The 20,801-nt window shown below is 49.8% G+C and carries 21 protein-coding genes; 11 read left to right on the forward strand and 10 right to left on the reverse strand.

The features are described from left to right. The first annotated feature begins 81 nt into the window (after window positions 1-81). Both truB and BM202_RS20710 read left to right on the forward strand, forming a co-directional pair. Complete coding sequence (truB, locus tag BM202_RS20705; protein WP_093829635.1) at window positions 82-792, forward strand: tRNA pseudouridine(55) synthase TruB; 711 nt, start codon at window positions 82-84, stop codon at window positions 790-792. After that, window positions 789-1,721 carry a bifunctional riboflavin kinase/FAD synthetase gene (locus BM202_RS20710; RefSeq protein WP_093829637.1) on the forward strand — a complete coding sequence of 311 codons (933 nt, stop codon included), beginning with the start codon at window positions 789-791 and terminating at the stop codon, window positions 1,719-1,721. Before truB ends, BM202_RS20710 begins: the two co-directional genes overlap by 4 nt. 67 nt (window positions 1,722-1,788) lie before the next feature. On the opposite strand, the gene BM202_RS20715 is transcribed toward BM202_RS20710, so the two are convergent. Further along, window positions 1,789-3,015 carry a BaiN/RdsA family NAD(P)/FAD-dependent oxidoreductase gene (locus BM202_RS20715; protein WP_093829639.1) on the reverse strand — a complete coding sequence of 409 codons (1,227 nt, stop codon included), beginning with the start codon at window positions 3,013-3,015 and terminating at the stop codon, window positions 1,789-1,791. Window positions 3,016-3,136: 121 nt separating this feature from the next. Between BM202_RS20715 and BM202_RS20720 the strand changes: the two genes are divergently transcribed. Beyond that, a complete protein-coding gene (locus BM202_RS20720) occupies window positions 3,137-4,183 on the forward strand; it encodes a DNA/RNA non-specific endonuclease (RefSeq protein WP_093829641.1) in 1,047 nt (348 codons plus the stop codon). A gap of 97 nt (window positions 4,184-4,280) precedes the next feature. On the opposite strand, the gene BM202_RS20725 is transcribed toward BM202_RS20720, so the two are convergent. The 3 genes from BM202_RS20725 to fmt all read right to left on the reverse strand — a co-directional run bounded on the left by BM202_RS20725 (window position 4,281) and on the right by fmt (window position 6,860). Continuing rightward, window positions 4,281-4,781, reverse strand: coding sequence for a dihydrofolate reductase (locus BM202_RS20725; protein WP_093829643.1), 501 nt, complete (start codon window positions 4,779-4,781; stop codon window positions 4,281-4,283). 66 nt (window positions 4,782-4,847) lie between these two features. Further along, window positions 4,848-5,852 carry a polysaccharide deacetylase family protein gene (locus BM202_RS20730; RefSeq protein WP_093829645.1) on the reverse strand — a complete coding sequence of 335 codons (1,005 nt, stop codon included), beginning with the start codon at window positions 5,850-5,852 and terminating at the stop codon, window positions 4,848-4,850. Between the two features lie 84 nt (window positions 5,853-5,936). Beyond that, window positions 5,937-6,860, reverse strand: coding sequence for a methionyl-tRNA formyltransferase (gene fmt / locus BM202_RS20735; protein ID WP_245776728.1), 924 nt, complete (start codon window positions 6,858-6,860; stop codon window positions 5,937-5,939). A gap of 307 nt (window positions 6,861-7,167) precedes the next feature. Between fmt and greA the strand changes: the two genes are divergently transcribed. The 3 genes from greA to BM202_RS20750 all read left to right on the forward strand — a co-directional run bounded on the left by greA (window position 7,168) and on the right by BM202_RS20750 (window position 9,023). Next, the gene (gene greA, locus BM202_RS20740) at window positions 7,168-7,641 is read left to right on the forward strand and encodes a transcription elongation factor GreA (protein WP_093829649.1); all 474 of its coding nucleotides are present in this window, start codon (window positions 7,168-7,170) and stop codon (window positions 7,639-7,641) included. A gap of 106 nt (window positions 7,642-7,747) precedes the next feature. Then, a complete protein-coding gene (locus BM202_RS20745; RefSeq protein ID WP_093829651.1) occupies window positions 7,748-8,137 on the forward strand; it encodes an HIT family protein in 390 nt (129 codons plus the stop codon). A 64-nt stretch (window positions 8,138-8,201) separates the two neighbouring features. After that, a complete protein-coding gene (locus BM202_RS20750) occupies window positions 8,202-9,023 on the forward strand; it encodes an aldo/keto reductase (protein ID WP_093829653.1) in 822 nt (273 codons plus the stop codon). An 87-nt stretch (window positions 9,024-9,110) separates the two neighbouring features. On the opposite strand, the gene BM202_RS20755 is transcribed toward BM202_RS20750, so the two are convergent. The 3 genes from BM202_RS20755 to BM202_RS20765 form a co-directional block, all read right to left on the reverse strand. Beyond that, the gene (locus BM202_RS20755) at window positions 9,111-10,616 is read right to left on the reverse strand and encodes a tagaturonate reductase (protein WP_177236639.1); all 1,506 of its coding nucleotides are present in this window, start codon (window positions 10,614-10,616) and stop codon (window positions 9,111-9,113) included. A gap of 159 nt (window positions 10,617-10,775) precedes the next feature. Beyond that, window positions 10,776-11,768 (reverse strand): sugar kinase, encoded by a 993-nt coding sequence (locus BM202_RS20760; protein ID WP_093829657.1) that lies wholly within the window; start codon window positions 11,766-11,768, stop codon window positions 10,776-10,778. Window positions 11,769-11,829: 61 nt separating this feature from the next. Beyond that, complete coding sequence (locus BM202_RS20765) at window positions 11,830-13,191, reverse strand: MFS transporter (RefSeq protein WP_093829659.1); 1,362 nt, start codon at window positions 13,189-13,191, stop codon at window positions 11,830-11,832. 152 nt (window positions 13,192-13,343) lie between these two features. Here BM202_RS20765 and uxuA point away from each other — a divergent pair, with 152 nt between their 5' ends. The 4 genes from uxuA to BM202_RS20785 all read left to right on the forward strand — a co-directional run bounded on the left by uxuA (window position 13,344) and on the right by BM202_RS20785 (window position 17,706). After that, window positions 13,344-14,525 carry a mannonate dehydratase gene (gene uxuA, locus BM202_RS20770; RefSeq protein ID WP_093829661.1) on the forward strand — a complete coding sequence of 394 codons (1,182 nt, stop codon included), beginning with the start codon at window positions 13,344-13,346 and terminating at the stop codon, window positions 14,523-14,525. A 217-nt stretch (window positions 14,526-14,742) separates the two neighbouring features. After that, the gene (locus tag BM202_RS20775) at window positions 14,743-15,279 is read left to right on the forward strand and encodes a hypothetical protein (RefSeq protein ID WP_245776729.1); all 537 of its coding nucleotides are present in this window, start codon (window positions 14,743-14,745) and stop codon (window positions 15,277-15,279) included. Between the two features lie 45 nt (window positions 15,280-15,324). Further along, window positions 15,325-16,752 (forward strand): glucuronate isomerase, encoded by a 1,428-nt coding sequence (gene uxaC / locus BM202_RS20780; RefSeq protein ID WP_093829663.1) that lies wholly within the window; start codon window positions 15,325-15,327, stop codon window positions 16,750-16,752. Window positions 16,753-16,851: 99 nt separating this feature from the next. After that, window positions 16,852-17,706 carry an alpha/beta fold hydrolase gene (locus tag BM202_RS20785; protein WP_093829665.1) on the forward strand — a complete coding sequence of 285 codons (855 nt, stop codon included), beginning with the start codon at window positions 16,852-16,854 and terminating at the stop codon, window positions 17,704-17,706. 57 nt (window positions 17,707-17,763) lie between these two features. Here the strand turns inward: BM202_RS20785 and BM202_RS20790 are convergent, their stop codons facing one another. The 3 genes from BM202_RS20790 to BM202_RS20800 form a co-directional block, all read right to left on the reverse strand. After that, window positions 17,764-19,041 (reverse strand): metal-dependent hydrolase family protein, encoded by a 1,278-nt coding sequence (locus BM202_RS20790; protein ID WP_093829667.1) that lies wholly within the window; start codon window positions 19,039-19,041, stop codon window positions 17,764-17,766. A gap of 80 nt (window positions 19,042-19,121) precedes the next feature. Continuing rightward, window positions 19,122-19,544: a hypothetical protein gene (locus BM202_RS20795; RefSeq protein ID WP_093829669.1), complete on the reverse strand. Its 423-nt coding sequence runs from the start codon at window positions 19,542-19,544 to the stop codon at window positions 19,122-19,124. A 58-nt stretch (window positions 19,545-19,602) separates the two neighbouring features. Continuing rightward, window positions 19,603-20,058, reverse strand: coding sequence for a DUF4920 domain-containing protein (locus tag BM202_RS20800; protein WP_093829671.1), 456 nt, complete (start codon window positions 20,056-20,058; stop codon window positions 19,603-19,605). A gap of 205 nt (window positions 20,059-20,263) precedes the next feature. Between BM202_RS20800 and BM202_RS20805 the strand changes: the two genes are divergently transcribed. Next, window positions 20,264-20,785, forward strand: coding sequence for a DinB family protein (locus tag BM202_RS20805; RefSeq protein WP_093829672.1), 522 nt, complete (start codon window positions 20,264-20,266; stop codon window positions 20,783-20,785). Window positions 20,786-20,801 lie beyond the last annotated feature (16 nt).

The raw sequence follows: 20,801 nt of genomic DNA on the forward strand, positions 1-20,801 counted from the left end.
AGTGAACAAAGATTCGCAGAGGCTTCCTCTGAATCACCGTCATGCCAACTCCGTTATCTCTGTTTTTCTCCGTGTATCTCTGTGTTACAAGAAACCATACCACAACCCGATCCCGGCCAGATTATTCTGATCGATAAGCCGCTTACCTGGACATCTTTCGACGTAGCGAACAAGCTCAAATACGCCTGTAAATTCAAGAAAATAGGCCATGCCGGAACACTCGATCCGCTGGCTACCGGCCTGCTCATTCTCTGCACGGGCAAGATGACCAAGCAGATCGATCAATATCAGGCGCAGGAAAAAGAGTACACGGGCACGCTTGTCCTAGGAAAAACTACGCCATCAGTCGATCTCGAAACTACGTTTGATGCGGAGTTCGATACGTCGGCCATTTCAATCGAACAAATTCAGGAAGCTGCCCGGCAACTGACGGGCGATATTTTGCAGGTGCCTCCGATTTACTCAGCCATTCGGGTGAATGGCGAGCGGCTTTACGAAAAGGCCCGTCGTGGTGAAACGGCGGCTGGTGTCGAAGGGGGAATCAAGTCGCGGCAGGTAACCGTCTCGGTATTTGATATTGAGGCCAGCCGCTTCCCCGAAGTTGATTTTCGTATAGTATGTTCCAAAGGCACGTATATTCGCAGTTTGGTACGTGATTTAGGGCTCTTGCTCAACAATGGAGCGTATATGAGCAGCCTGCGCCGGACGCGTATTGGCGGTTTTCGGGTAGACGATGCACATACTATCGAGAGTTTTATTAACACCTGCCGTCCACAAATAGCTAACGAATGATTATCCATACGGGTCTTGACGACATCCAACCGATAGTGAATGCCGTAGTGACAAGTGGCACCTTCGACGGTGTTCATCGCGGCCATCAGACTATTTTATCCCGGCTAACGGAGGTTGCTAAAACGATTGGCGGGGAATCGGTCCTGATAACGTACTGGCCACATCCGCGCACCGTCGTTTCCAACGACAGCCTTAATTTGAAGTTACTGACGACGTTAGACGAGAAAATCGAACTCCTCGATCAGGCCGACGTCGATCATCTGGTTGTCATTCCGTTTACACGTTCATTTTCTCAGTTAACTTCTGAAGAATACATCCGGCAGATTCTGATCGAAAAGATCGGGACAAAAAAACTGGTCATTGGCTACGATCACCGCTTTGGCCGCGACCGCGAAGGTGGATTTGACTACATTCAGGCGCACCAGCGCGAATATGGTTTTGAGGTTGAAGAAATCCCTCGTCAGGATATTGAAGCCGTGGGCGTAAGTTCGTCCAAAATTCGGGCGGCTTTGAATGAGGGGAATATTCAATCGGCGAATCAGTTTCTGGGCCGTCCCTACAGCTTGACGGGGACTATTGTGAAAGGGCGGCAGCTTGGGCGCACGATTGGCTTTCCGACAGCCAATATGCAGGTCGATGACCCGGTAAAACTTATTCCGGCCAATGGCGTCTATGCTGTTGAGGTGCTTTACGCCGGGCAGACGCTGGGAGGAATGCTTAACATTGGTTTCCGGCCAACGGTTGCTGGCACGAATCAAACCATCGAAACTTACATTTTTGACTTCGATAAGGACATTTACGGCGAACACCTGACGCTTAAATTCCGTGAATTTCTACGCCCGGAGCAGAAATTCGACGGTCTTCCTGCATTGGTAGCACAGCTAAAAATCGATGAGGAAGCGGCAAGAAACGTATTGAGATTGCCTTGATAAAATTAAACAGAAAGCCGGGCCACCGTTCTGAACGGTGGCCCGGCTTTCTGTTTAATTCCTCTTGTCACACCCCAATATTCAACCCCGCAACGTAGCCGGTTGTCCAGGCGCTCTGGAAATTGAACCCGCCCGTAATACCATCGACATCAAGCACTTCGCCCGCAAAAAACAACCCCGGTTGAGCCTTGCTTTCAAGCGTTTGTACATTCAGACTGTCGAACATGATACCACCGCAGGTTACGAATTCGTCTTTGAACGTGCTTTTCCCAACTACCTGAAACTGGCTATTTGTGAGCCGTTCAATTAGTTTGTTCAGCGGTTTGGCGGGTAGGTCGGCCCAGCGTTGTGTTTCGGGAATGTCTACTTCCGAGGCCAGCGCCTGCCAGAGCCGACTCGGTAATCCCAACGGATTCTGGGAAATGACTTGTTTTCGCCCGTTCTGTTGTCGAAAGTTCTGCAGCGTAGTACGTAACTCATTCTCGTTCAGTGTGGGCACCCAGTTAACGCGAAGCGTGAACCGGTAGTTGGCATCAGCTAAATCGCGGGCCGCCCAGGCTGAGAGACGTAGTATAACCGGGCCGCTAAATCCCCAATGCGTTAGCAATAAAGGCCCGCGCTGTTCCTGCTTCGTTCCCACCACATACACTTTTGCATCGGGCACCGCTACACCGGCCAGCGACAAAAATGGACTATCAGGAATGTTGAATGTGAACAGCGACGGTACGGGTGGGATGATGGATTCGGCGGGTTCCGGTAACCAGCCATACGAGGCCAGTTGGGGGTAGCCACCTGTTGCGATGAGCACCCGGTTGGCGCTAATCGTTTCGCCAGTAAGCAGATGTACCGTCCAGTCGGATGATTCACTACGTCGAATTTCGGCAACGCCACAACTGGTACGTATCTGGATGCCCAGCCGCCGGGCGGTTGTGAGCAGGCAGTCGACAATTGTATCGGAGGTGTTAGTCGACGGAAACATACGTCCGTCAGCTTCCGTTTTCAGAGGCACTCCCCGCTCTTCGAACCAATTTACGGTGGCAGTGGCATCGAATTGAGTCAGCAACGAACGTAGTGGTTTTTCCCCGCGTGGGTAATGTTTAACGAGCTGTCGGTTATCAAAACAGGCATGAGTAACGTTGCAGCGCCCCCCACCCGAAATGCGGACTTTGTTAAGTACCGTGCGGTTTTTTTCGAGAATTGTAACGCGGGCATTAGGAAACGTTTCGGCTGCCGTGATGGCGCCAAAAAAACCGGCTGCTCCTCCGCCGATTACGACAATAGTTAACGATGACATGGGTTTTCAACAGTTGTACACGCTATACGGTTCACGCTTCAGTGTGTCAGTCTAACGGTCATCCATACGAAACCGTAACCCTTGAACCGTAAACCATAAACACTTGTGTAACTTTACCGCTATGCGATTCAATCCTCGACCTTCCTCCAAAAACTATCATCGCCGGGGTTTCCGCCTGCGGGGTAATACGCTCGTTCTGCTCTTCGTGTTTTTCCTAATCGGCTTGTTTCTCCACTACGGTGGCCGGACCCAGCCGGTTGTCGCTTTCTGGAATGATTTTCGGCAGATCATCGGCCTGGGCCGTTCTAAATCGGAAAGCAGAGAAGATAATCCCTACAAAGCACCTGAGCCTGGCCAGTCAGAACGGGGCGGAGCCTCATCAACGGAAAGCGAAGCCAGCGATACCAAAGGCAATGCGCCATCTCCGTCGGCTGGATCGCCAAAAATAGTACGGTTTGACTTCGAGAAACAGGTTGATTTCATGCTGCCAGTGTCCAAATCGGGCAATGAGATTATCCGTCATGAAGGCTACACGCTGAGCTATCGCGACGAGTATAAAGATGCTGAATGGGTCGCCTATCCGTTGCTGGATTACGAAACCACGGGCGACGCCGACCGCAAATACGAGCAGTTTAAGCCTGATCCGGAGGTGGCAATTGGTACGGCTCTCCCATCCGATTATACCCGTTCTGGTTACGATCGAGGCCATTTGGCACCGGCTGGCGATTTTAAGTTTTCGCAGCGCATGATGAAAGAAACCTTCTTTATGAGCAACATAACCCCCCAAACGCCGGATTTTAATCGGGGTATCTGGAAAGAACTTGAAGAGCAGGTGCGGGCGTGGGCGATACGTGACAATGGCCTCTATGTCATAACGGGGGCAGTGTTGAAACCCGGTTTGCCAACTATTGGTAAGACGACTGAGGTTAGCGTGCCCGAAAAGTTTTACAAAGTGATTCTGTACTGCAACAAGCCCGATATCCGCATGATTGGGTTTCTGCTGGACAACAAAGGGGCAACGAGTTCACTCAAGCAATTTGTGGTTCCCGTCGACCAGATCGAGCAGCTAACCGGCATTGACTTCTTCCCCAAAATCCCCGATGACCTGGAGCGAAAACTGGAAAGCAAAGGACGTAGTGAAATGGTTGACGAGTGGTTTAGTAACTAAAGTGGCTCACCAAATTCCTGACCAACACATGATAGCTATTTAGCATCTTCATTCAAACGATTTTGTTCGCTACAGAATCCATACCAATAAATTGACCTTATGGCTTGCGTTCATACGTCACAAAGTCAAATGAAACAACATGCCGTTCATCGGTGGGATGGGGGTGCCGACTGATTTCCTGCCACTCATTTTTATCGAACGAAGGGAAATACGTATCGCCGTCGTATGATTGATGGATTTCCGTCAGATAGAGTGTCGTGGCAATGGGTAAGGCCATCGTGTAAATTTCGGCTCCGCCAATGACAAATATTTCGTCGGATTTTCGGGGTGCATTCATCGCTACGTCAATGGCGTCGTCAAGCGTATGCACAACCGTTACGTTCTCCGCCTTGAAATCCTGGTTGCGCGTGAGAACAATGTTGGTACGATTGGGTAAGGGTTTACCAAGAGCTTCCAGCGATTTACGGCCCATAATAATTGGATGATGGCTGGTTTTGCGCTTGAAGAAGGCAAAATCGTCGGGAAGGTGCCACGGCATATCATTGTCGCGACCAATAACGCCGTTTTGTGCAACAGCAGCAATGAGACTTATTTTCATAGATTAATGAGTGAATTAGTGAAAAGCTGGCGCAAACCATTTTTTCTGGCGCATCAGACAGCTCCTTCACTCTTTCGTTCTTTCGCCTTTCGTTTTACGCCGTTCCATTAATTCGCGCCAGGTGGTGACAATAATACCTTCTTTTTCGACAAAAGTTTTAAGAGTGGGGTCCATCATGCCCAGCATATCGCCTTTGCGGGATTGACCCGAACTGCTGATCTGATCGAACGTTGGCGTGGGCGCCGTGCAGTGCATAATGATGTAAGTCAGCCCCGGCTTTGCTGAATTGAGCAACTCAATGAATTTTTGTGTTTTAAATGTCTGTAATGCGTCGTCCGATGTTCCGGCTGGTAAATTATGGCTGGTAATAGAGCCGTCCAGATCATCCAGAACGGGCAGGCCAGCGTCCCAAAGCTGTTTGCCAACCTGCTTGATCAGCTGTTGCCGATCGGCTGGTACGTTGTTGGCTTTGATGATCAGGGAGGCATGACCGCCGGGAAACAGTATCGGGATTTTCTCTTCTATCGCCAGTTTGACGTAGCTCATCAAAAACTTTGGCTCAAACAGGGTGCCCATATGCGAATCCATGTGCGTAGGCTGTACCCCAAACGACCGATAACGAGCCAGTTGTGCCCGGATTTCTGCCGAAACTTCATCCGCCGATGCGTGTTGAACAACCTGCTCGACGGTGTGCCAGAAGGCGCCCTGCTCATCGTACAAACCCGGTGCTTTGTCTTTGCCAACCAGCGGAAACCACCGGTAGTTAGTCCACTCCGAAGTCAGGGTCAGGTGAACACCCGCATCGACTGTTGGGTGCTTTTTTACGTAGTCAAAAAACTGGGGTACCCACCCGCAAGGCATCATGATACTGGTCGAATTGGCAATGCCCTTGTCGATAGCATTGATGGTTCCTATGTTTGAGTCGTAGCTCATGCCCGCATCGTCGACGTGGAAAATGACCACTTTTTTGCCCTTCGGAAAGCCTAATTTTTCAGCATACGTTTCAGTTTGGGCATACATAGCAATATGGCTAAAAGCAGTAAAGAAAAGGCAGAGTAAAAGGAGTTTCATGAATGGTTAGAGAGTAGCCGGACGGCCACGTCCGGGTTTAGAAAATATATTATTTTACCTGGACGTGGCCGTCCAGGCTACTCTTTAAAGCTTATTCCCCCGCAAAAACTCCTCGGCAGTCATGCGCCGTTTTCCTTCGGCCTGGAGCGCGTCGATACGTAGCCAGCCATCGTCTGCGCGAACCAGTATAACTTTTTTGTTGTCGGTGTACGCTTCTCCCGGTTCAGCCGCAAACGGCGATTCGTTGGCGATTGATACGTCATACAGCTTGAATACTTTCCCGTTAATCAGCGTCCAGGCAGTAGGGTAGGGCGAGAGGCCACGAACGAAATTGTGAATGATTTTAGCGGGTTGATTCCAGTTTATTTCCGTTGTTTCCCGGCTAAGCTTGGGCGCTGATTTCAGGTCGTCGGATGCGGGTTGAGGAAGACGAGGATAGTCGCCCGCTTCGATGGCGTGAACCGTTTTTAGTACCAGATTGGCACCCCGTTCCATCAATCGGTCGTGTACCGTTCCAGCGTTATCATCCGGGTAAATGGGCTCGTAATCCTGAAAAATCATCTGGCCCGTATCAATTTCTTTTTCGATAAAAAACGTCGTTACGCCGGTTTCTGTCTCCCCATTGATAATGGCCCAGTTAATGGGCGCAGCTCCACGATACTGCGGCAATAATGACCCATGCAGGTTGAACGTACCAATCGTTGGCATTGACCAGACTACCTCTGGTAACATACGGAAGGCAACAACAATCTGCAAGTCAGCGTTATAACTGGCAAGCTGTTCCAGAAATGCCGGATCACGTAGTTTTTCGGGTTGAAGGACCGGTAAATTTGCAGCCTCGGCGGCTTTTTTAACGGGCGACGGCGTTAGGTGCAACCCCCGTCCTGACGGGCGGTCTGGCGCCGTAACGACAGCGACCAAAAGGCAGCCCGCACCGAGCAGTCGTTGCAGGCTGGCAACAGCAAAATCGGGCGTACCCATAAACACAATACGAAGCGGTTGAGTCATGAATCAAGACGTTGTTTTTAAGGTACCCATTAGCTATTTGTTGATATAGCCGGGAAGTATTTCTATTTTTGTATCAGCGATGCGTTGCTCTAAACATACCACGTCAGAATGTGATGGCCGATAAACGGCTGAGTCTATGCGAAGAACGATTTGTTATATTCCTGAACCGCTGGCTTCGGCTATCCGACGGCGACCCTGACGCGTCTGCAAAGAAAACCAATTTGGTTGCAGAACGGTCGGTGTACCGTTCTTTTTGTTTTAGGAGTACCCAAAACCAATGTGAAAAACGAGTAAGTATTTAAGTATCATGGCAAAAATTTCATACTACACCGAGGAAGGACTCAACCGGCTTAAGGCTGAACTGGTTGAATTGAAAACAAAAGGTCGAACGGCAATTGCTCATCAGATTGCCGAAGCGCGCGACAAAGGCGATTTGAGTGAAAATGCGGAGTACGATGCCGCTAAAGATGCGCAGGGTTTGCACGAATTGAAAATATCGAAACTCGAAGAGGTCCTGTCGAATGCCCGCGTTCTGGACGAGTCCACGATTGATGCTTCGCTGGTATCCGTGCTGTCGAAGGTGAAGATCAAGAATAAGAAAAATGGCGCTGAAATGAACTACACGCTTGTATCGGAAGAAGAAGCGGATCTGAAGGCTGGCCGGATTTCGGTAAGTTCACCCATTGGGAAAGGCTTGTTGGGTAAGCGCGTCGGCGAAACCGCTGAAATTAAAGTACCCGCTGGTGTCGTGGAATTTGAAGTAATTGAAATCGCCCGGTAAATTTTAATTATGAATTATAAATGATGAATTATGAATACAAAGTAGTGACGTATTTTCATCATTTATAATTCATCATCGCACCGGCGACCCGGTCATCATTACGCTTATGCCTTCTACCTTCTCCCGCATCGTTTCCGGTGAAATTCCGGCTCACAAGATTGCTGAGACCGATGACTATCTGGCTTTCCTGGACGTAATGCCCACCGCTACGGGTCATACACTCGTTATCCCTAAAAAAGAAGTCGATTATCTTTTTGATCTGGATGATGATCTCTATAACGGCCTGATGGCGTTTGCCAAAAAAATCGCTCCCGCCATTGAAAAAGCCGTACCCTGCAAACGTATCGGCGTGGCGGTTGTTGGGCTGGAAGTTCCTCACGTGCACGTCCATTTGATTCCGCTCAACTCAATGGCCGACATGAATTTCAGCCATAAGCTCAAGGTAAGCCAGGAAGAGTTAGCGGCCACCGCAGCTGAAATACGGGCGTTTCTGTAGGAAGCGATCGCTTGGCCATTAAGCAAATTGGCTACTGCCATGCTACTCAATCAAAGCCGTCAATATGCTAACCCGACTAATTCCTTCCAGTAAAGAAGCACTGCCTGTGGTTGGGCTCGGCACCTGGCAAACCTTTGACGTATTGACGCCATCAGCCAAAGAACCCTTAAAGGACGTACTGAAAACAATGCACCAGTACGGCGGGACGTTAATCGACAGTTCGCCGATGTATGGCCGTTCAGAAGGTGTAGTAGGTGAACTGACAGCTGGTTCAGACCTGGAAAATCAGTTTTTTTACGCGACCAAAGTCTGGACGCAGGGCCGGGAAGCGGGCATTCAGCAGATGAATGAGTCGTTTAGGCTCATGCGCCGGAAAACGATGGATTTGATGCAGATTCATAACCTGACGGACTGGAAAACGCATATAAAGACGCTGAAAGACTGGAAAGCGGCTGGAAAAATACGCTACATTGGTATCACGCATTACACTGATTCTATGCATGGCGAGCTGGAGCAGATTCTATCGTCCGTGCCAATAGATTTTGTCCAGTTCAATTACTCGATCGTTTCTCGCAATGCCGAAAAACGGCTACTGCCCGCAGCTGCCGAACACGGCGTGGCTACGTTGATCAATCGGCCATTGGGCGAAGGCGGCTTATTTGCCAAAGTGCGTGGAAAGAACTTGCCCGATTGGGTAAAAGAATACGGAATAGAAAGCTGGGGGCAATTCTTTCTTAAATTTCTCCTTTCGCACGCAGCCGTTACGTGTGTTATTCCGGGAACAAGCAAGCCTGATCATATGGCGGATAACGCCAAAGCTGGTATCGGCCCTTTGCCCGATAAAGCAACGCGCGAGAAAATGGCGGCTCTCGTTGCTAGCTTTTAAACACGTAGCCAGAGCGTAAAAAGGCCCAAAATTGTCAAACATCAAGTGGACAATTTTGAGCCTTTTTGTATAAATCTATTCGCAATTCTACGAAACGGCTTTCTCTAGCGTCTTTTCGACGCCCGCTGTCAACAAGGCATTAAGATCGGCGGCAACTGCTTCTGAAAAACCGGGTAGGGCCGTTAGATCGGTTTGCCAAAGTGTTACGTCCGAGAGAACACTCTTGACAAATGCCTGAACCGTGGCAGGCGAATTCGTTTTGACAGTCTTCCAGTCGCCATAAAAATAACCTGCTTTGTCATCTTTAATGGGGTACGTTAACTGGCCTCCCTTAACGGCAATCTCGCCGAAAAACTGCCCCTTTTCTTCACGAACTACTTTCATGAATAGCAGATACGCTGCGAATCCCAAGGCGGTCAGTTTCGGTACGGCGTTAAATTGTTCGTAATACCGTTGAATGGTCGCTACATTGCGGGCCTGCATTTTAGCCGTTTCCTGAAGTGAAATATTCAGCAGCAGGTGATCCAGATACGGGTTTCGGAAACGATCCAGTACGTCGTGAGCGAACTGCGAAATGGCCGCCTTGTCCATGCCGGGAATGCCATAATCCGGCACGGTCGGTACAATTTCGTTGAGCATGAGCGACTCAATAAACTTACTCATGGTTGGATGCGTCATCTCATCGGCAACGGTTTCCAGGCCGAGTAAATAACCCAGTGGCATGGTGAGTGTGTGCGATCCGTTGAGCACCCGAAGTTTGCGCTCTTTGTAGAAATTGATGTCTTCGTCGATGATCACCTGAGGGGTGCTGCCATCAGCAAACGTCAGCGTTTGTTTAACGCGATCATCGCCTTCGATGGCCCATAGATGATAGGGCTCCGTGAAGGTGAGCAGATCGTCTTCATAGCCCACTTCCTGCTCCAACGTCTGTTTGGCTTCGTCGGTTGGGCGCGTTACGATGCGGTCAACGAGGGAGTTACAGAAACGAACGTGAAATTTGAGCCATTTCGTAAATAACTTACCCAGCTCATTAAACTTGGCCAGTTGCTCAACGGCGTCCCGCAATTTCAGCCCGTTATCCGTCACGAGTTCGGTTGGGATCACAATCAACCCTTTCGCCTTCGAGCCACCCACGCTACGAAAACGCTCATATAAAAACGAGGTTAATTTCGCCGGAAATGACTGGGGTGGGTTCTGGAAAATACTTTCCTCAACGTAGTTCAGCCCCACTTCGGTAGTATTGGAGATGATGATTTGCAGCTTCGGGTTTCGGGCTAGTTTCAATACGTCACTCCACTGCGTTTGGGCGGCCAATACCCGGCTGATTGCCGAAACAATGGTATTTTCGACAACTTCCTGGCCCTGTTGAACCCCCCGAACCGCCACCGTATAGAGATTGTCCTGATCTGAAAATTCGTTGGTTTGGCTATCCGTAGATTTAACGACGACGATTGATCCCTCAAATCGCCCTTCGGCATTCGCTTTTTGAATCAGATAATCGGGCAAGCCCCGTAAAAGAACGCCTGTGCCAAATTGAAGAACTTTTTCGGGAAAAATGGGAGCGGGGTTTGTCGAACGAGTGAGCTTTGTCATAGTTGGGTGGGCGGCAATGGATTCTGCGGTCATCAGTTGAACAGGCTTACTATTAACTAAAATTGAATGTTGATGTTGGATATTTCATAATTCAGCAATATTACAAACTACTTTGTTAACCGTAACCGCTAATTTATCGAATGAACGACTATTAAGCCCTTAACGCTTCAGTCGTCCCGAACTATCACCGCTGGCCAACGTATCGACCTCGGCTACAGTTGCCAGATTTACATCGCCGGGAATGGTATGTTTTAAGGCCGAAGCGGCCGCTCCGAACTCAACGGCCCGTTGCAGATCATTGAACGTAAGCAGTCCATAAATCAAGCCTGCCATGTAGGCATCGCCCGTACCAATTCGATCCGTAATGGGCTGAATATCATACGTTCTTGATTTGTAAACGCTCTGCCCGTCAAATAACTTGGCCGACAATTGATTGTGCGATGCGCTTAGCGAATTGCGTTTGGTATCGGTGAAGTAGCGAACATTGGGAAATCGTTTCATCATCGCACGCCCTGACTCCTGAAAGGTACTGCCCACTACGTCGTATAGCTCAGAAAAAAGGCCTTTACTCCCCAAAACCAGCGTACAGCCTTCGGTTAGCGCGGGCATGATCTCCTGGGGCGTTTTGCCATATTGCCAGAGATTACTGCGGTAAACAATGTCGCCCGATACCGGAACGCCCAGGCGATTAGCGGTCTGTATACCGGCCAGTAAACAGTCGGCGGCACCCTGCGAGAGCGCGGGCGTAATACCCGTCCAGTGAAACCACGACGCCCCCTGTAAAATCGGCTCCCAGTCAATATCGTCGGGTTTGATGCGCGAGAAGGCCGAATCGGCCCGGTCGTAAATAATCTGGCTGGCCCGGCTTCCGGCGCCCGTTTCCAGAAAATACAGGCCCAGTCGACCATCGCCGTAGCGAACGTGTTCTGTGCTCACATCGTATTTGCGCAGGTAACCGGCAGCCGCCCGCCCCAGCGCGTGATCCGGGAAACGGGTAACATGGGCTGCCTGTAAACCAAGTTGCGCCAGCGATACCGCTACGTTGGCTTCGGTGCCGCCAAAGTGCATCGTCAGTGAATCTGTCTGGGCAAATCGACCGACACTCGGTGGGCTTAGTCGTAGCATGACTTCGCCAAAAGTGACAATTTTCATTTGTTCGTCGTTAAGTACGGTCCCGCTTCGTTGTTGGCCGTTGAGGAAATGGGGACGATCGTTACTGATCGCTGGCTAATGACCAATTGCCACTTTTCTCCAATTCCTCCGTTGTAACGGGTTCTAATTTAGGTAAGACCAGGTGAATAATGACCAGGGCTAGCAAGTAGGCGCAACTGGCAATCATAAACATGGGTAAGTAGCCAAAGGCGGTGATGATGCGCCCAGCCAGCAATGATAGCAAAATGCCACCAACTGCGCCAAACATTCCCCCAATTCCTGTTACAGATGCCACTACGTTCCTGGGGAATAGGTCAGAGGCAAACGTATACATATTGGCTGCCCAGCCCTGATGAGCCGCCGTTGCCAGCGAAATCAGGGCAATGGCAATGGTCAGGCTGCTGGTTTGGGCGGCAAAGAAAATTGGAACCACACAGAGTGCGCAAATGAGCATGGTTGTTTTGCGGGCGCGGTTGGCCGACCAGCCCCGGCCCATGAGCTGCGTACTCAGCCAGCCGAAAAAAATACTGCCCGCATCAGAAACAACGTAAATAATTAGAAACGGCACGCCAAATGTTTTGAGGTCCAGTTTTTGATCCAGTGCGTCGTTGGAGTTGAAAAAATCGGGCAGCCAGGACATATAGAACCACCAGATTGGGTCCGCCATAAATTTCCCAATCGCAAACGCCCATGTTTGCTTATACCCAAGCAGTTGCCCCCATGATACGTTCACGGGCGCCATTTTTTCCTTATCACTGCGAATGTAAGCCAGTTCATCGGCCGAGAGCTGCGGACTTCGTTCGGGTTTATGGTACATGAACCACCAGAAAATCAGCAGCCCAAATCCCAGCAAACCGGTTACGAGAAAAGAGCTTCGCCAGCCAAATTGTAAGATCAGATGGGGCACCAGCAGGGCGGTTAAAATAATTCCCACATTAGTCCCGGCATTGAAAAGCCCATTGGCAAACGAGCGCTCACGACGGGGGAACCACTCGGCTACGGTTTTAACGGATGATGGAAAATTGGCGGCTTCCCCCAAACCTAAAAATACCCGTGCCCACCGAAGGCTGGTCATATTGCCAACAAACGTGGTCATAACGGCGGCAATACTCCAGACAAAAATTCCCAGTGAGAAACCCCGCTTTGTACCGATCCGGTCAATGAGCCAGCCAACCAGCAGAAAGCCAATGGCATAGGCAAATTTGAAGGCCGCGTCTACATCGCCGTAAAAGATCTTGAACCGGTCAGTCGCTTCTTTGGTGAGCACTGAATCGGGCGTCATATCGAGCATTTCTTTTCGAAATAACTCGTCGGTCATGGTAAATGACAATACCTGTCTGTCTACGTAGTTGATTGTCGTCGCCAGAAATAACAAGGCGACAATGCGCCATCGAAATCGGCCAGATGTGGTTGGCGTTTGCAAAACAAGTAGACTCTTTTGATGAGAAAAGCAGCAAGGATTGCTTATTTACCTAAAAATAGTCGGTAGTCGACCGTCGATAGGTATTAGTTGCTTCCTGCAAACACTAATCCTACTGACTGTCAACTACCGACTACTGACTAACGACTATTCATATGCTTGAACAAACCTGGCGATGGTTCGGTCCCAAGGACCCCGTATCGCTCAACGACGTCCGACAGGCGGGTGCTACGGGAATCGTAACGGCCCTGCATCATATTCCAAATGGCGAAGTCTGGTCGCTGGAAGAAGTCCAGAGTCGGAAAACGCTCATTGAAGCCAATGGGCTTACATGGTCGGTGGTGGAGAGTATTCCGGTGCATGAGGGCATCAAGACCCGAACGGGTGATTTTCAGCGATACATCGAAAATTACAAGGAGTCGATTGTTAATCTGGCGCAGGCCGGGATCGATACGGTTTGTTATAACTTCATGCCGGTGCTCGACTGGACGCGTACGGATCTGGACTTTCCAATGCCGGATGGCTCTACAGGGCTCCGTTTCGACGCTACTGAATTCGCAGCTTTTGAACTGTTTATTCTCCAGCGACCCGGTGCTGAATATTTATACAACGATGAACAGAAACGCCAGGCAAAAGCCAAGCTGGACGCTATGGGTGATGCGGAGGTAAAACGCCTGACCCGAACGATCATTGCCGGGTTGCCGGGTTCGGAGGAGAGTTATACGGTGGAGCGGTTTCGGGATGCACTGGCTACGTATGCCGATGTGGGCGATCGCGAACTACGCCAGAATCTTTATGCATTTCTCCACGAAATTGTACCCGTCGCCGAGTCGGCAGGGGTACGGCTGTCCATTCACCCCGACGATCCACCCTACCCAATTCTTGGTTTGCCACGAGTGGTAAGTACTGAAGCCGATGCCCGTGCGTTGCTGGCTGCGGCCGATTCGCCTGCTAACGGGATTTGTTTTTGTACGGGTTCCTACGGCGTTCGGGCCGATAATAACCTGGTTGGCATGGTCGAACGGTTGGGATCGAAAATTCATTTTATCCATTTGCGCAGCACCGAACGTAGTGCAGACGGCAGTTTTCAGGAAGCTAATCACCTCGAAGGCGACGTACCGATGGCGGGCGTTATGCGGGCGTTACTGGCTGAACAGAAAAGGCGGAAAAAAGAGGGACTTACTGACCTTCGGATGCCATTCCGCCCCGACCACGGGCACCGGATGCTCGATGATTTGACTTCCGGCAAACGAACCAATCCGGGCTATACGGCCATTGGACGGTTGCGTGGTCTGGCTGAACTGCGTGGTCTGATGGTGGGCTTGTCGATTGAGTGATATGAATAGTTTTGACAGGATTTACGGGGTAAATGGGATTTTTGTAGTCTCTAATCTTGTTTTACCCCGTAAATTCTGTCTTTAGTAGTTATCTTGCCAATAGCTAAACAGTGCGGTTATGGAAGCGATCAATAAGCCGAAGCACCCTCCTCTTACTCCTTAACAGAAACAACGTCGTGCCGAACGTGCCCGATTACTCAAGTCACTTGTCTACGAAATGTGGGACGGTAAGCCGGTGTATTATGCCGGCTATGAAGACGTATTGAAGGGTATAAAAACGGTTGAGCAGGTTAGGGGTTCGAGCATTTTGCAAAGTCGGTTAGTCGTTCGATTATCTGCCTATTTATTGTCAGTATTAAACTTGAACGTGTATGACGTCTTGGGGAACGAAGTAGGAATTCAGTTTAAGAAAGGGGATTGGCAAGCCTGTAATATAGCCATTTTTGAATTGGAAATTTTGGAAGGGCAGGACGAGACAAAATACGCCTGGGTGCCTCCTAAAGTAGCCATCGAAATAGATACGAAAGCTGACATGGATCAATATGATTCGGCTTTTGACTACTACGAAAAGAAAACAACAAAACTGCTTGACTGTGGGGTTGAAAAGGTGATCTGGTTATTTACTAAATCCCGTAAAGTCTGGATTGCCGAAGCCAATAAAGACTGGATTATTTGGGACTGGAGCCACCCCGTTGACGTATTACCTGGCTGTCAGTTTGTGCCCGATACGTTTATAACAACATCAAAAAAATAATAATGAAAGCCGGGAGAAATCGCCCGGCTTTTGCTTTTGCCTACCATGAATACACTCGTGACCGCTCCAACTTTTTTATCCGACGATTTTCTGTTACAAACCGAAACCGCCCGTCGGCTCTATCACGATTATGCCCGGCCAATGCCGATCATTGATTATCATTGTCACCTACCGCCGGATCAAATAGCCACCGACAAACGCTTTGAGAATGTCACCCAGCTCTGGCTTTATGGGGATCACTACAAATGGCGGGCGATGCGAACGCACGGTATTGACGAACAGTATTGTACCGGCAATGCTTCGGATTGGGCGAAGTTTGAGAAGTGGGCTGAAACCGTGCCTTACACGCTACGTAACCCACTTTACCACTGGTCGCATCTGGAGTTGAAAAACCCATTCGGCATTACGGACGTACTGAATCCAGGAACCGCCCGCTCGATATATGATACGTGCAACGAGCAATTGCCGCAGCTCACCGCCCGAAATTTGCTTCAGCACTTCGACGTACGTGTAGTTTGTACGACCGATGATCCACTGGATTCGCTGGAGCACCACCGCGCTATTGCGCAAAGTAATTTTTCGGTTAACGTGTTGCCTGCGTTCCGGCCCGACAAAGCCATGGCCGCTGATGATCCGACTGCGTTTCGTGCCTACGTGGAAAAGTTAGCAACGTTGACGAACCGCGAGATTCGGACATTGACGCATTATCTCGACGCGTTGAAATCCCGCCATGATTATTTTGGCGAAATGGGTTGTCGCCTGTCAGATCATGGATTGGAAATGATCTATGCTGAACCGTATGTCGAAAGTGAAATTGAGACTATATTTTCGAATTTACGGCTGAATTGGAAAGACGGCGTTTCGGTACTCAGTCCGCTTGAAGTGCTCAAATTCAAGTCGTTCATGCTGGTGCAGTTTGCGGAGTGGGATCACGAAAAAGGGTGGACACAGCAGTTTCACCTCGGCGCACTACGTAACAATAACATCCGTCGGCTCCGTGAACTCGGCCCCGACACGGGCTGGGACAGTATCGGCGATTTCCCACAGGCGGCTTCACTCTCTCGCTTCTTGGGTGGATTGGACGACCGGAATAAGCTGACCAAGACCATTTTGTATAACTTGAATCCGGCTGATAATGAAGTGATGGCCACCATGATTGGCAATTTCAATGATGGCTCGGTACGGGGTAAAATTCAGTTCGGTTCAGGCTGGTGGTTTCTCGATCAGAAAGATGGCATGGAGAAGCAAATCAACGCCCTCTCGAACATGGGGCTGCTGAGCGCGTTTGTAGGCATGCTCACCGATTCGCGCAGTTTCGTCTCTTACCCGCGTCACGAATATTTCCGACGAATTCTGTGCAATATCTTCGGTAATGAAATTGAAAACGGTGAGCTGCCCAACGATGTAGAGTGGGTTGGTCAGATTATCCAGGACATCTGCTACCGCAACGCAGAGAGGTATTTTGAGTTTTAGGGTTCTAAAAATTATTGAACACAGAGCCACGGAGAACACAGAGTTAAAGAATTTCTCTGTGTTCTCCGTGGCTCTGTGTTCAATATCCTTATTTAATCCATGACCCATACTTTTGTTAAAACCAATAACATCCAGTTGCATGTCGTTCAGGCGGGTCCAGCAGATGGGCCGCTTGTGATTTTGCTGCATGGATTTCCTGAGTTCTGGTATGGCTGGCAGCATCAGATTGATACGTTAGCCGAAGCCGGTTTCTTTGTGTGGGCGCCCGACCAGCGAGGCTATAACCTGAGCGACAAACCAACCGGTGTTGATGCTTATGGCATCGATACGTTAGCCGCCGACGTAGTGGGGCTGATTGATGCCGCGGGTCGGCAAAAAGCAATTGTTGTCGGTCACGACTGGGGTGCGGCTGTAGCCTGGTGGACAGCCGTTACGTATCCGGAACGCGTCGACCGACTAGTGGTTATGAATGTGCCACATCCGATTGTTATGAAGAAGTTCGCTAGTCGCGATCTGGGGCAGATGCTACGTAGCTGGTACATCGGTTTCTTCCAATTGCCGTGGTTACCAGAAACGCTATCCCGATTGGGTAACTGGGCAATGCTGGTGCGAACACTACGTAAAAGCAGTCGGCCCGGTACGTTCTCCAATGCTGATTTGCAACAGTATAAAGCGGCCTGGTCGCAGCCGGGTGCTTTTACGGCCATGGTCAACTGGTACAGAGCTGCGCTTCAAAAGCCACCTTCCCGACGTTCTGACATTCGAATTACCGTACCGACGTTGTTGATCTGGGGTGTTCGCGATCAGTTTCTGAAGCGGGAAATGGCGCAACTCAGCATCGATCTTTGCGATAACGGGCGTATTGTGTTCATTGAGAATGCTACCCACTGGGTTCAGCACGAAGAAGCCGAACGGGTTAATGAGTTGATAAAGTCAATAGTCGTTAGTCAGTAGTCGCCAGTAACTGATGTTGGCGGCAACTGACTAACGACTAACGACTAACGACTAGTTTTACTGTTTATACACTTTGCCGTCTTTCATGACAAACTGGACAGCTTGTAAGGTTTTAATGTTCTGAATTGGGTTTTCGGCGACGGCGATAATGTCGGCAAATTTGCCCGCTTCAATGGAGCCAATCTGCGCGTCCATGCCTAATAATTTGGCATTCGTCATCAGAGCCGCTTTGATCGCTTCAACCGCTGGCATGCCCGCTTCAACCATGTATTCGAACTCCTTCGCATTGTAGCCGTGGATGAACACACCCGCGTCGGTGCCAAACGCGATCTTCACGCCCGCTTTATACGCCTTGCCAAATGTGGCCTGAATTTTCGGGCCGATAGCCAACGCTTTGGGAACTACTAAAGGCGGATAATAACCAAAATGGCGGGCAGAGTCGGCGGCTGTTTTACCGGCAATGATGGTTGGGACGTAGTAGGTGCCGTGTTTTTTGAACAACTCAATCGCTTCGTCATCCATCAATGTGCCATGTTCGATCGTCTGAACACCTGCTTTGATGGCGCGTTTCATCCCTTCGGCGCCGTGGGCATGGGCCGCTACAGCAAAGCCATAATCTTTAGCCGCAAGCACGACGGCGTTGACTTCTTCCTGCGAAAACTGTGGGCCAGAGCCATCTTTGGCATTGCTCAACACGCCACCCGTAGCCGTGATCTTAATCAGATCAGAGCCGTCTTTGTACCGTTGCCGAACGGCTTTGCGCGCATCTTCAGGACTATTGACAACGCCTTCCATTGGACCTGGGTCGCCCATCAAATCTTTGCGATAGCCATTCGTAGGATCGGCGTGCCCGCCCGTCGTGGCAATGGATTTGCCAACCGTTAACACACGGGGGCCTTCCACCAGGCCGGCATTAATCGCATTGCGTAGTGATACGTTCACCCCCGAACCACCCAGGTCACGGACGGTGGTGAAGCCTGCCAGCAACGTTGTTTTAGCATAACCGGCTGCCCGATACGCCACATCGGCCGGGTTGCTGGTGAATCCATCAATGGCCCCACCCCGACGCGTTTGCATTTCGAGGTGAACGTGCATGTCAATCAGACCAGGCAATACGGTTTTTGATTTCATATCCAGCACCCGATCCTGACCGGCGGGGGCTGTGTAGCCCTTCTGTACGGCTGTAATTTTGTTGCCTTCCACCACAACTGTCATTTGCGGTTGTAAGGTATTCCCCAACCCATCAAAGAGATTTCCGCAGTGAATTAAGGTGCGCTGGGCAAACAGAGGAGCCGCCAGCAGCGACAAGCCTGCCAGCATGTATAGTTTTTTCATAGAACAAATTGGTTGGGTACAAAAAAAGGCTGCAACGGGTAGTTGCAGCCCTTAAGCTACGAAAAGAGCTTGAACATCGCTTATATTTTTGTTACCTGGACAAGTGCCACCTGAGGTTCATTTGTAGGAGGATAGCTTGGATAGGGATTGACCCCGTTCAGTATTACCTTATAAACCGTGCTACCTAGTGTAACATCTGTAGAGTCCAATCGGCTGGCGTTAAAGCTTCGCCCTAATGTCAAACGCACAGGGGTTGAGGCAGTAGCATTTGAAAGTAGTAGTTTAACCTTCGCTTCACCCGCCCAGATGCAGGTAAGGCCGGTTGGGCAACGACCATCCTGAATCGAATCGATACGGATTGTAACGTCCGGACCCAGGCGGGCCGATTGATTCAGGCCAAGTGATACCCGACCAGATGGCGTTGTTTCAGACGATGTGCAGGCCGAAAAGAGTGTTGTTCCAACGATGAGAAAACCAGAAAGTAATTTCACTGAATCTACCATAGTTCTTGCATTTTTTTACAAAGACACTATGGCTGGAAAAAGGGTTGGAAACGGGTTCTTATCTTTTTACAATCACCCCATCAGCCACGAACGTCAGGGCTTTTTCAGGCTCGGTGATCTTCTCGATTTCCTCCTTAGACTTTCCAGCGTCCTGGGCGAAGTGGCGCAAATCAGCTACGGGTGTCGTGCTGGTTTCGGCAGTGCCTTCAACAACAACGGTTTTGCCGACAATGTCTTTGGGGACGAAAAAGCCATAATCTTTGAACGTAACGCGCATTGTCTGACCATCACTGGTTTTAACCTTCATCCAGCAGCCTTTTACTTTGCAGACCGATTCAACGGTGCCTTCTACTTTGGCGGGCATTTCAGTTTTGTCAGCCATTTTAGTGGCTAGCTGTGTGGCTGGAATGGCACCGCTTTCTGTGATTTTTTTGCCGTGATAGCTAATGTCGCCTTGGGCAAATACGCCAACTGAAGCGGCAACAAGTAAACTGGTGAGCAGTAGGGTGTTCATTGATTTCCTGATGATTAGTGCGAGTAATTGCTGTTGTATGCTTGCGCATGGAAGCCTGTAGAGACCCATTGGGTTTGCGCAGTCGATACCCAAAAGTACTCATTCAGATTGATACCAAAAAGTAAATGAAGACCGTAATTCACAAGTGGCTACCGGTAAATGAGGAGCGCACGCATAGTTTTAGTAAGCTTGTAAAAACATAGCTATGCAGATTATAATAACTGATCTCCAAAAACAGCTGGCAAATGACTGTCAGGCGTTCGTTGACGTAGTACATAGCTACACGGACGAAGCGTTTACGTATCACCCTGATGGAAAGTGGTCAGTCGGTGATGTCGTGCAACATTTGTACCTGTCAGCCCGACCAGTCGCGCGTTTGATGGCTGGTCCGCGCGAAGTGTTTGACCAATGGGGGAAGCCAACGGGGTCATCAAGCACCTATGACGAACTGGCATCCGCTTACAAACAAATACTGACAACTGGAGTGAAAGCATCCGCTGCCATGTCGCCACAGATTGAAGATATGCAGGAAGGCAGAAGCATCGTTATGGCGCGGTTTGCGGCAGTTTATGAAGCATTACTAGATGTTCTTTCTCATTGGTCAGAGCAGGAATTGGACAACTGTTGTATGCCACATCCGGCCCTGGGAAAATTGACGGTTCGGGAAATGATCTACTTCACGAGTATCCATACACAACATCATTTGCGGTTGTTGCCGAAGCCATAAAAAATCGGTAATTTGT

Source organism: Spirosoma endophyticum (genome assembly GCF_900112365.1).
Classification (GTDB): domain Bacteria; phylum Bacteroidota; class Bacteroidia; order Cytophagales; family Spirosomataceae; genus Spirosoma; species Spirosoma endophyticum.

Bases quoted from the DNA above. Each gene is read 5' to 3' on its own strand.
- greA (WP_093829649.1), top strand. From the start codon at position 7,168: ATGGCAAAAATTTCATACTACACCGAGGAAGGACTCAACCGGCTTAAG.
- uxaC (WP_093829663.1), top strand. From the start codon at position 15,325: ATGAATACACTCGTGACCGCTCCAACTTTTTTATCCGACGATTTTCTG.
- BM202_RS20725 (WP_093829643.1), bottom strand. From the start codon at position 4,781: ATGAAAATAAGTCTCATTGCTGCTGTTGCACAAAACGGCGTTATTGGT.
- BM202_RS20750 (WP_093829653.1), top strand. From the start codon at position 8,202: ATGCTAACCCGACTAATTCCTTCCAGTAAAGAAGCACTGCCTGTGGTT.
- fmt (WP_245776728.1), bottom strand. From the start codon at position 6,860: ATGACTCAACCGCTTCGTATTGTGTTTATGGGTACGCCCGATTTTGCT.
- BM202_RS20755 (WP_177236639.1), bottom strand. From the start codon at position 10,616: ATGACAAAGCTCACTCGTTCGACAAACCCCGCTCCCATTTTTCCCGAA.
- uxuA (WP_093829661.1), top strand. From the start codon at position 13,344: ATGCTTGAACAAACCTGGCGATGGTTCGGTCCCAAGGACCCCGTATCG.
- BM202_RS20795 (WP_093829669.1), bottom strand. From the start codon at position 19,544: ATGGTAGATTCAGTGAAATTACTTTCTGGTTTTCTCATCGTTGGAACA.
- BM202_RS20790 (WP_093829667.1), bottom strand. From the start codon at position 19,041: ATGAAAAAACTATACATGCTGGCAGGCTTGTCGCTGCTGGCGGCTCCT.
- BM202_RS20730 (WP_093829645.1), bottom strand. From the start codon at position 5,852: ATGAAACTCCTTTTACTCTGCCTTTTCTTTACTGCTTTTAGCCATATT.
- BM202_RS20775 (WP_245776729.1), top strand. From the start codon at position 14,743: ATGTGGGACGGTAAGCCGGTGTATTATGCCGGCTATGAAGACGTATTG.
- BM202_RS20785 (WP_093829665.1), top strand. From the start codon at position 16,852: ATGACCCATACTTTTGTTAAAACCAATAACATCCAGTTGCATGTCGTT.
- BM202_RS20710 (WP_093829637.1), top strand. From the start codon at position 789: ATGATTATCCATACGGGTCTTGACGACATCCAACCGATAGTGAATGCC.
- BM202_RS20745 (WP_093829651.1), top strand. From the start codon at position 7,748: ATGCCTTCTACCTTCTCCCGCATCGTTTCCGGTGAAATTCCGGCTCAC.
- BM202_RS20720 (WP_093829641.1), top strand. From the start codon at position 3,137: ATGCGATTCAATCCTCGACCTTCCTCCAAAAACTATCATCGCCGGGGT.
- BM202_RS20800 (WP_093829671.1), bottom strand. From the start codon at position 20,058: ATGAACACCCTACTGCTCACCAGTTTACTTGTTGCCGCTTCAGTTGGC.
- BM202_RS20715 (WP_093829639.1), bottom strand. From the start codon at position 3,015: ATGTCATCGTTAACTATTGTCGTAATCGGCGGAGGAGCAGCCGGTTTT.
- BM202_RS20760 (WP_093829657.1), bottom strand. From the start codon at position 11,768: ATGAAAATTGTCACTTTTGGCGAAGTCATGCTACGACTAAGCCCACCG.
- BM202_RS20805 (WP_093829672.1), top strand. From the start codon at position 20,264: ATGCAGATTATAATAACTGATCTCCAAAAACAGCTGGCAAATGACTGT.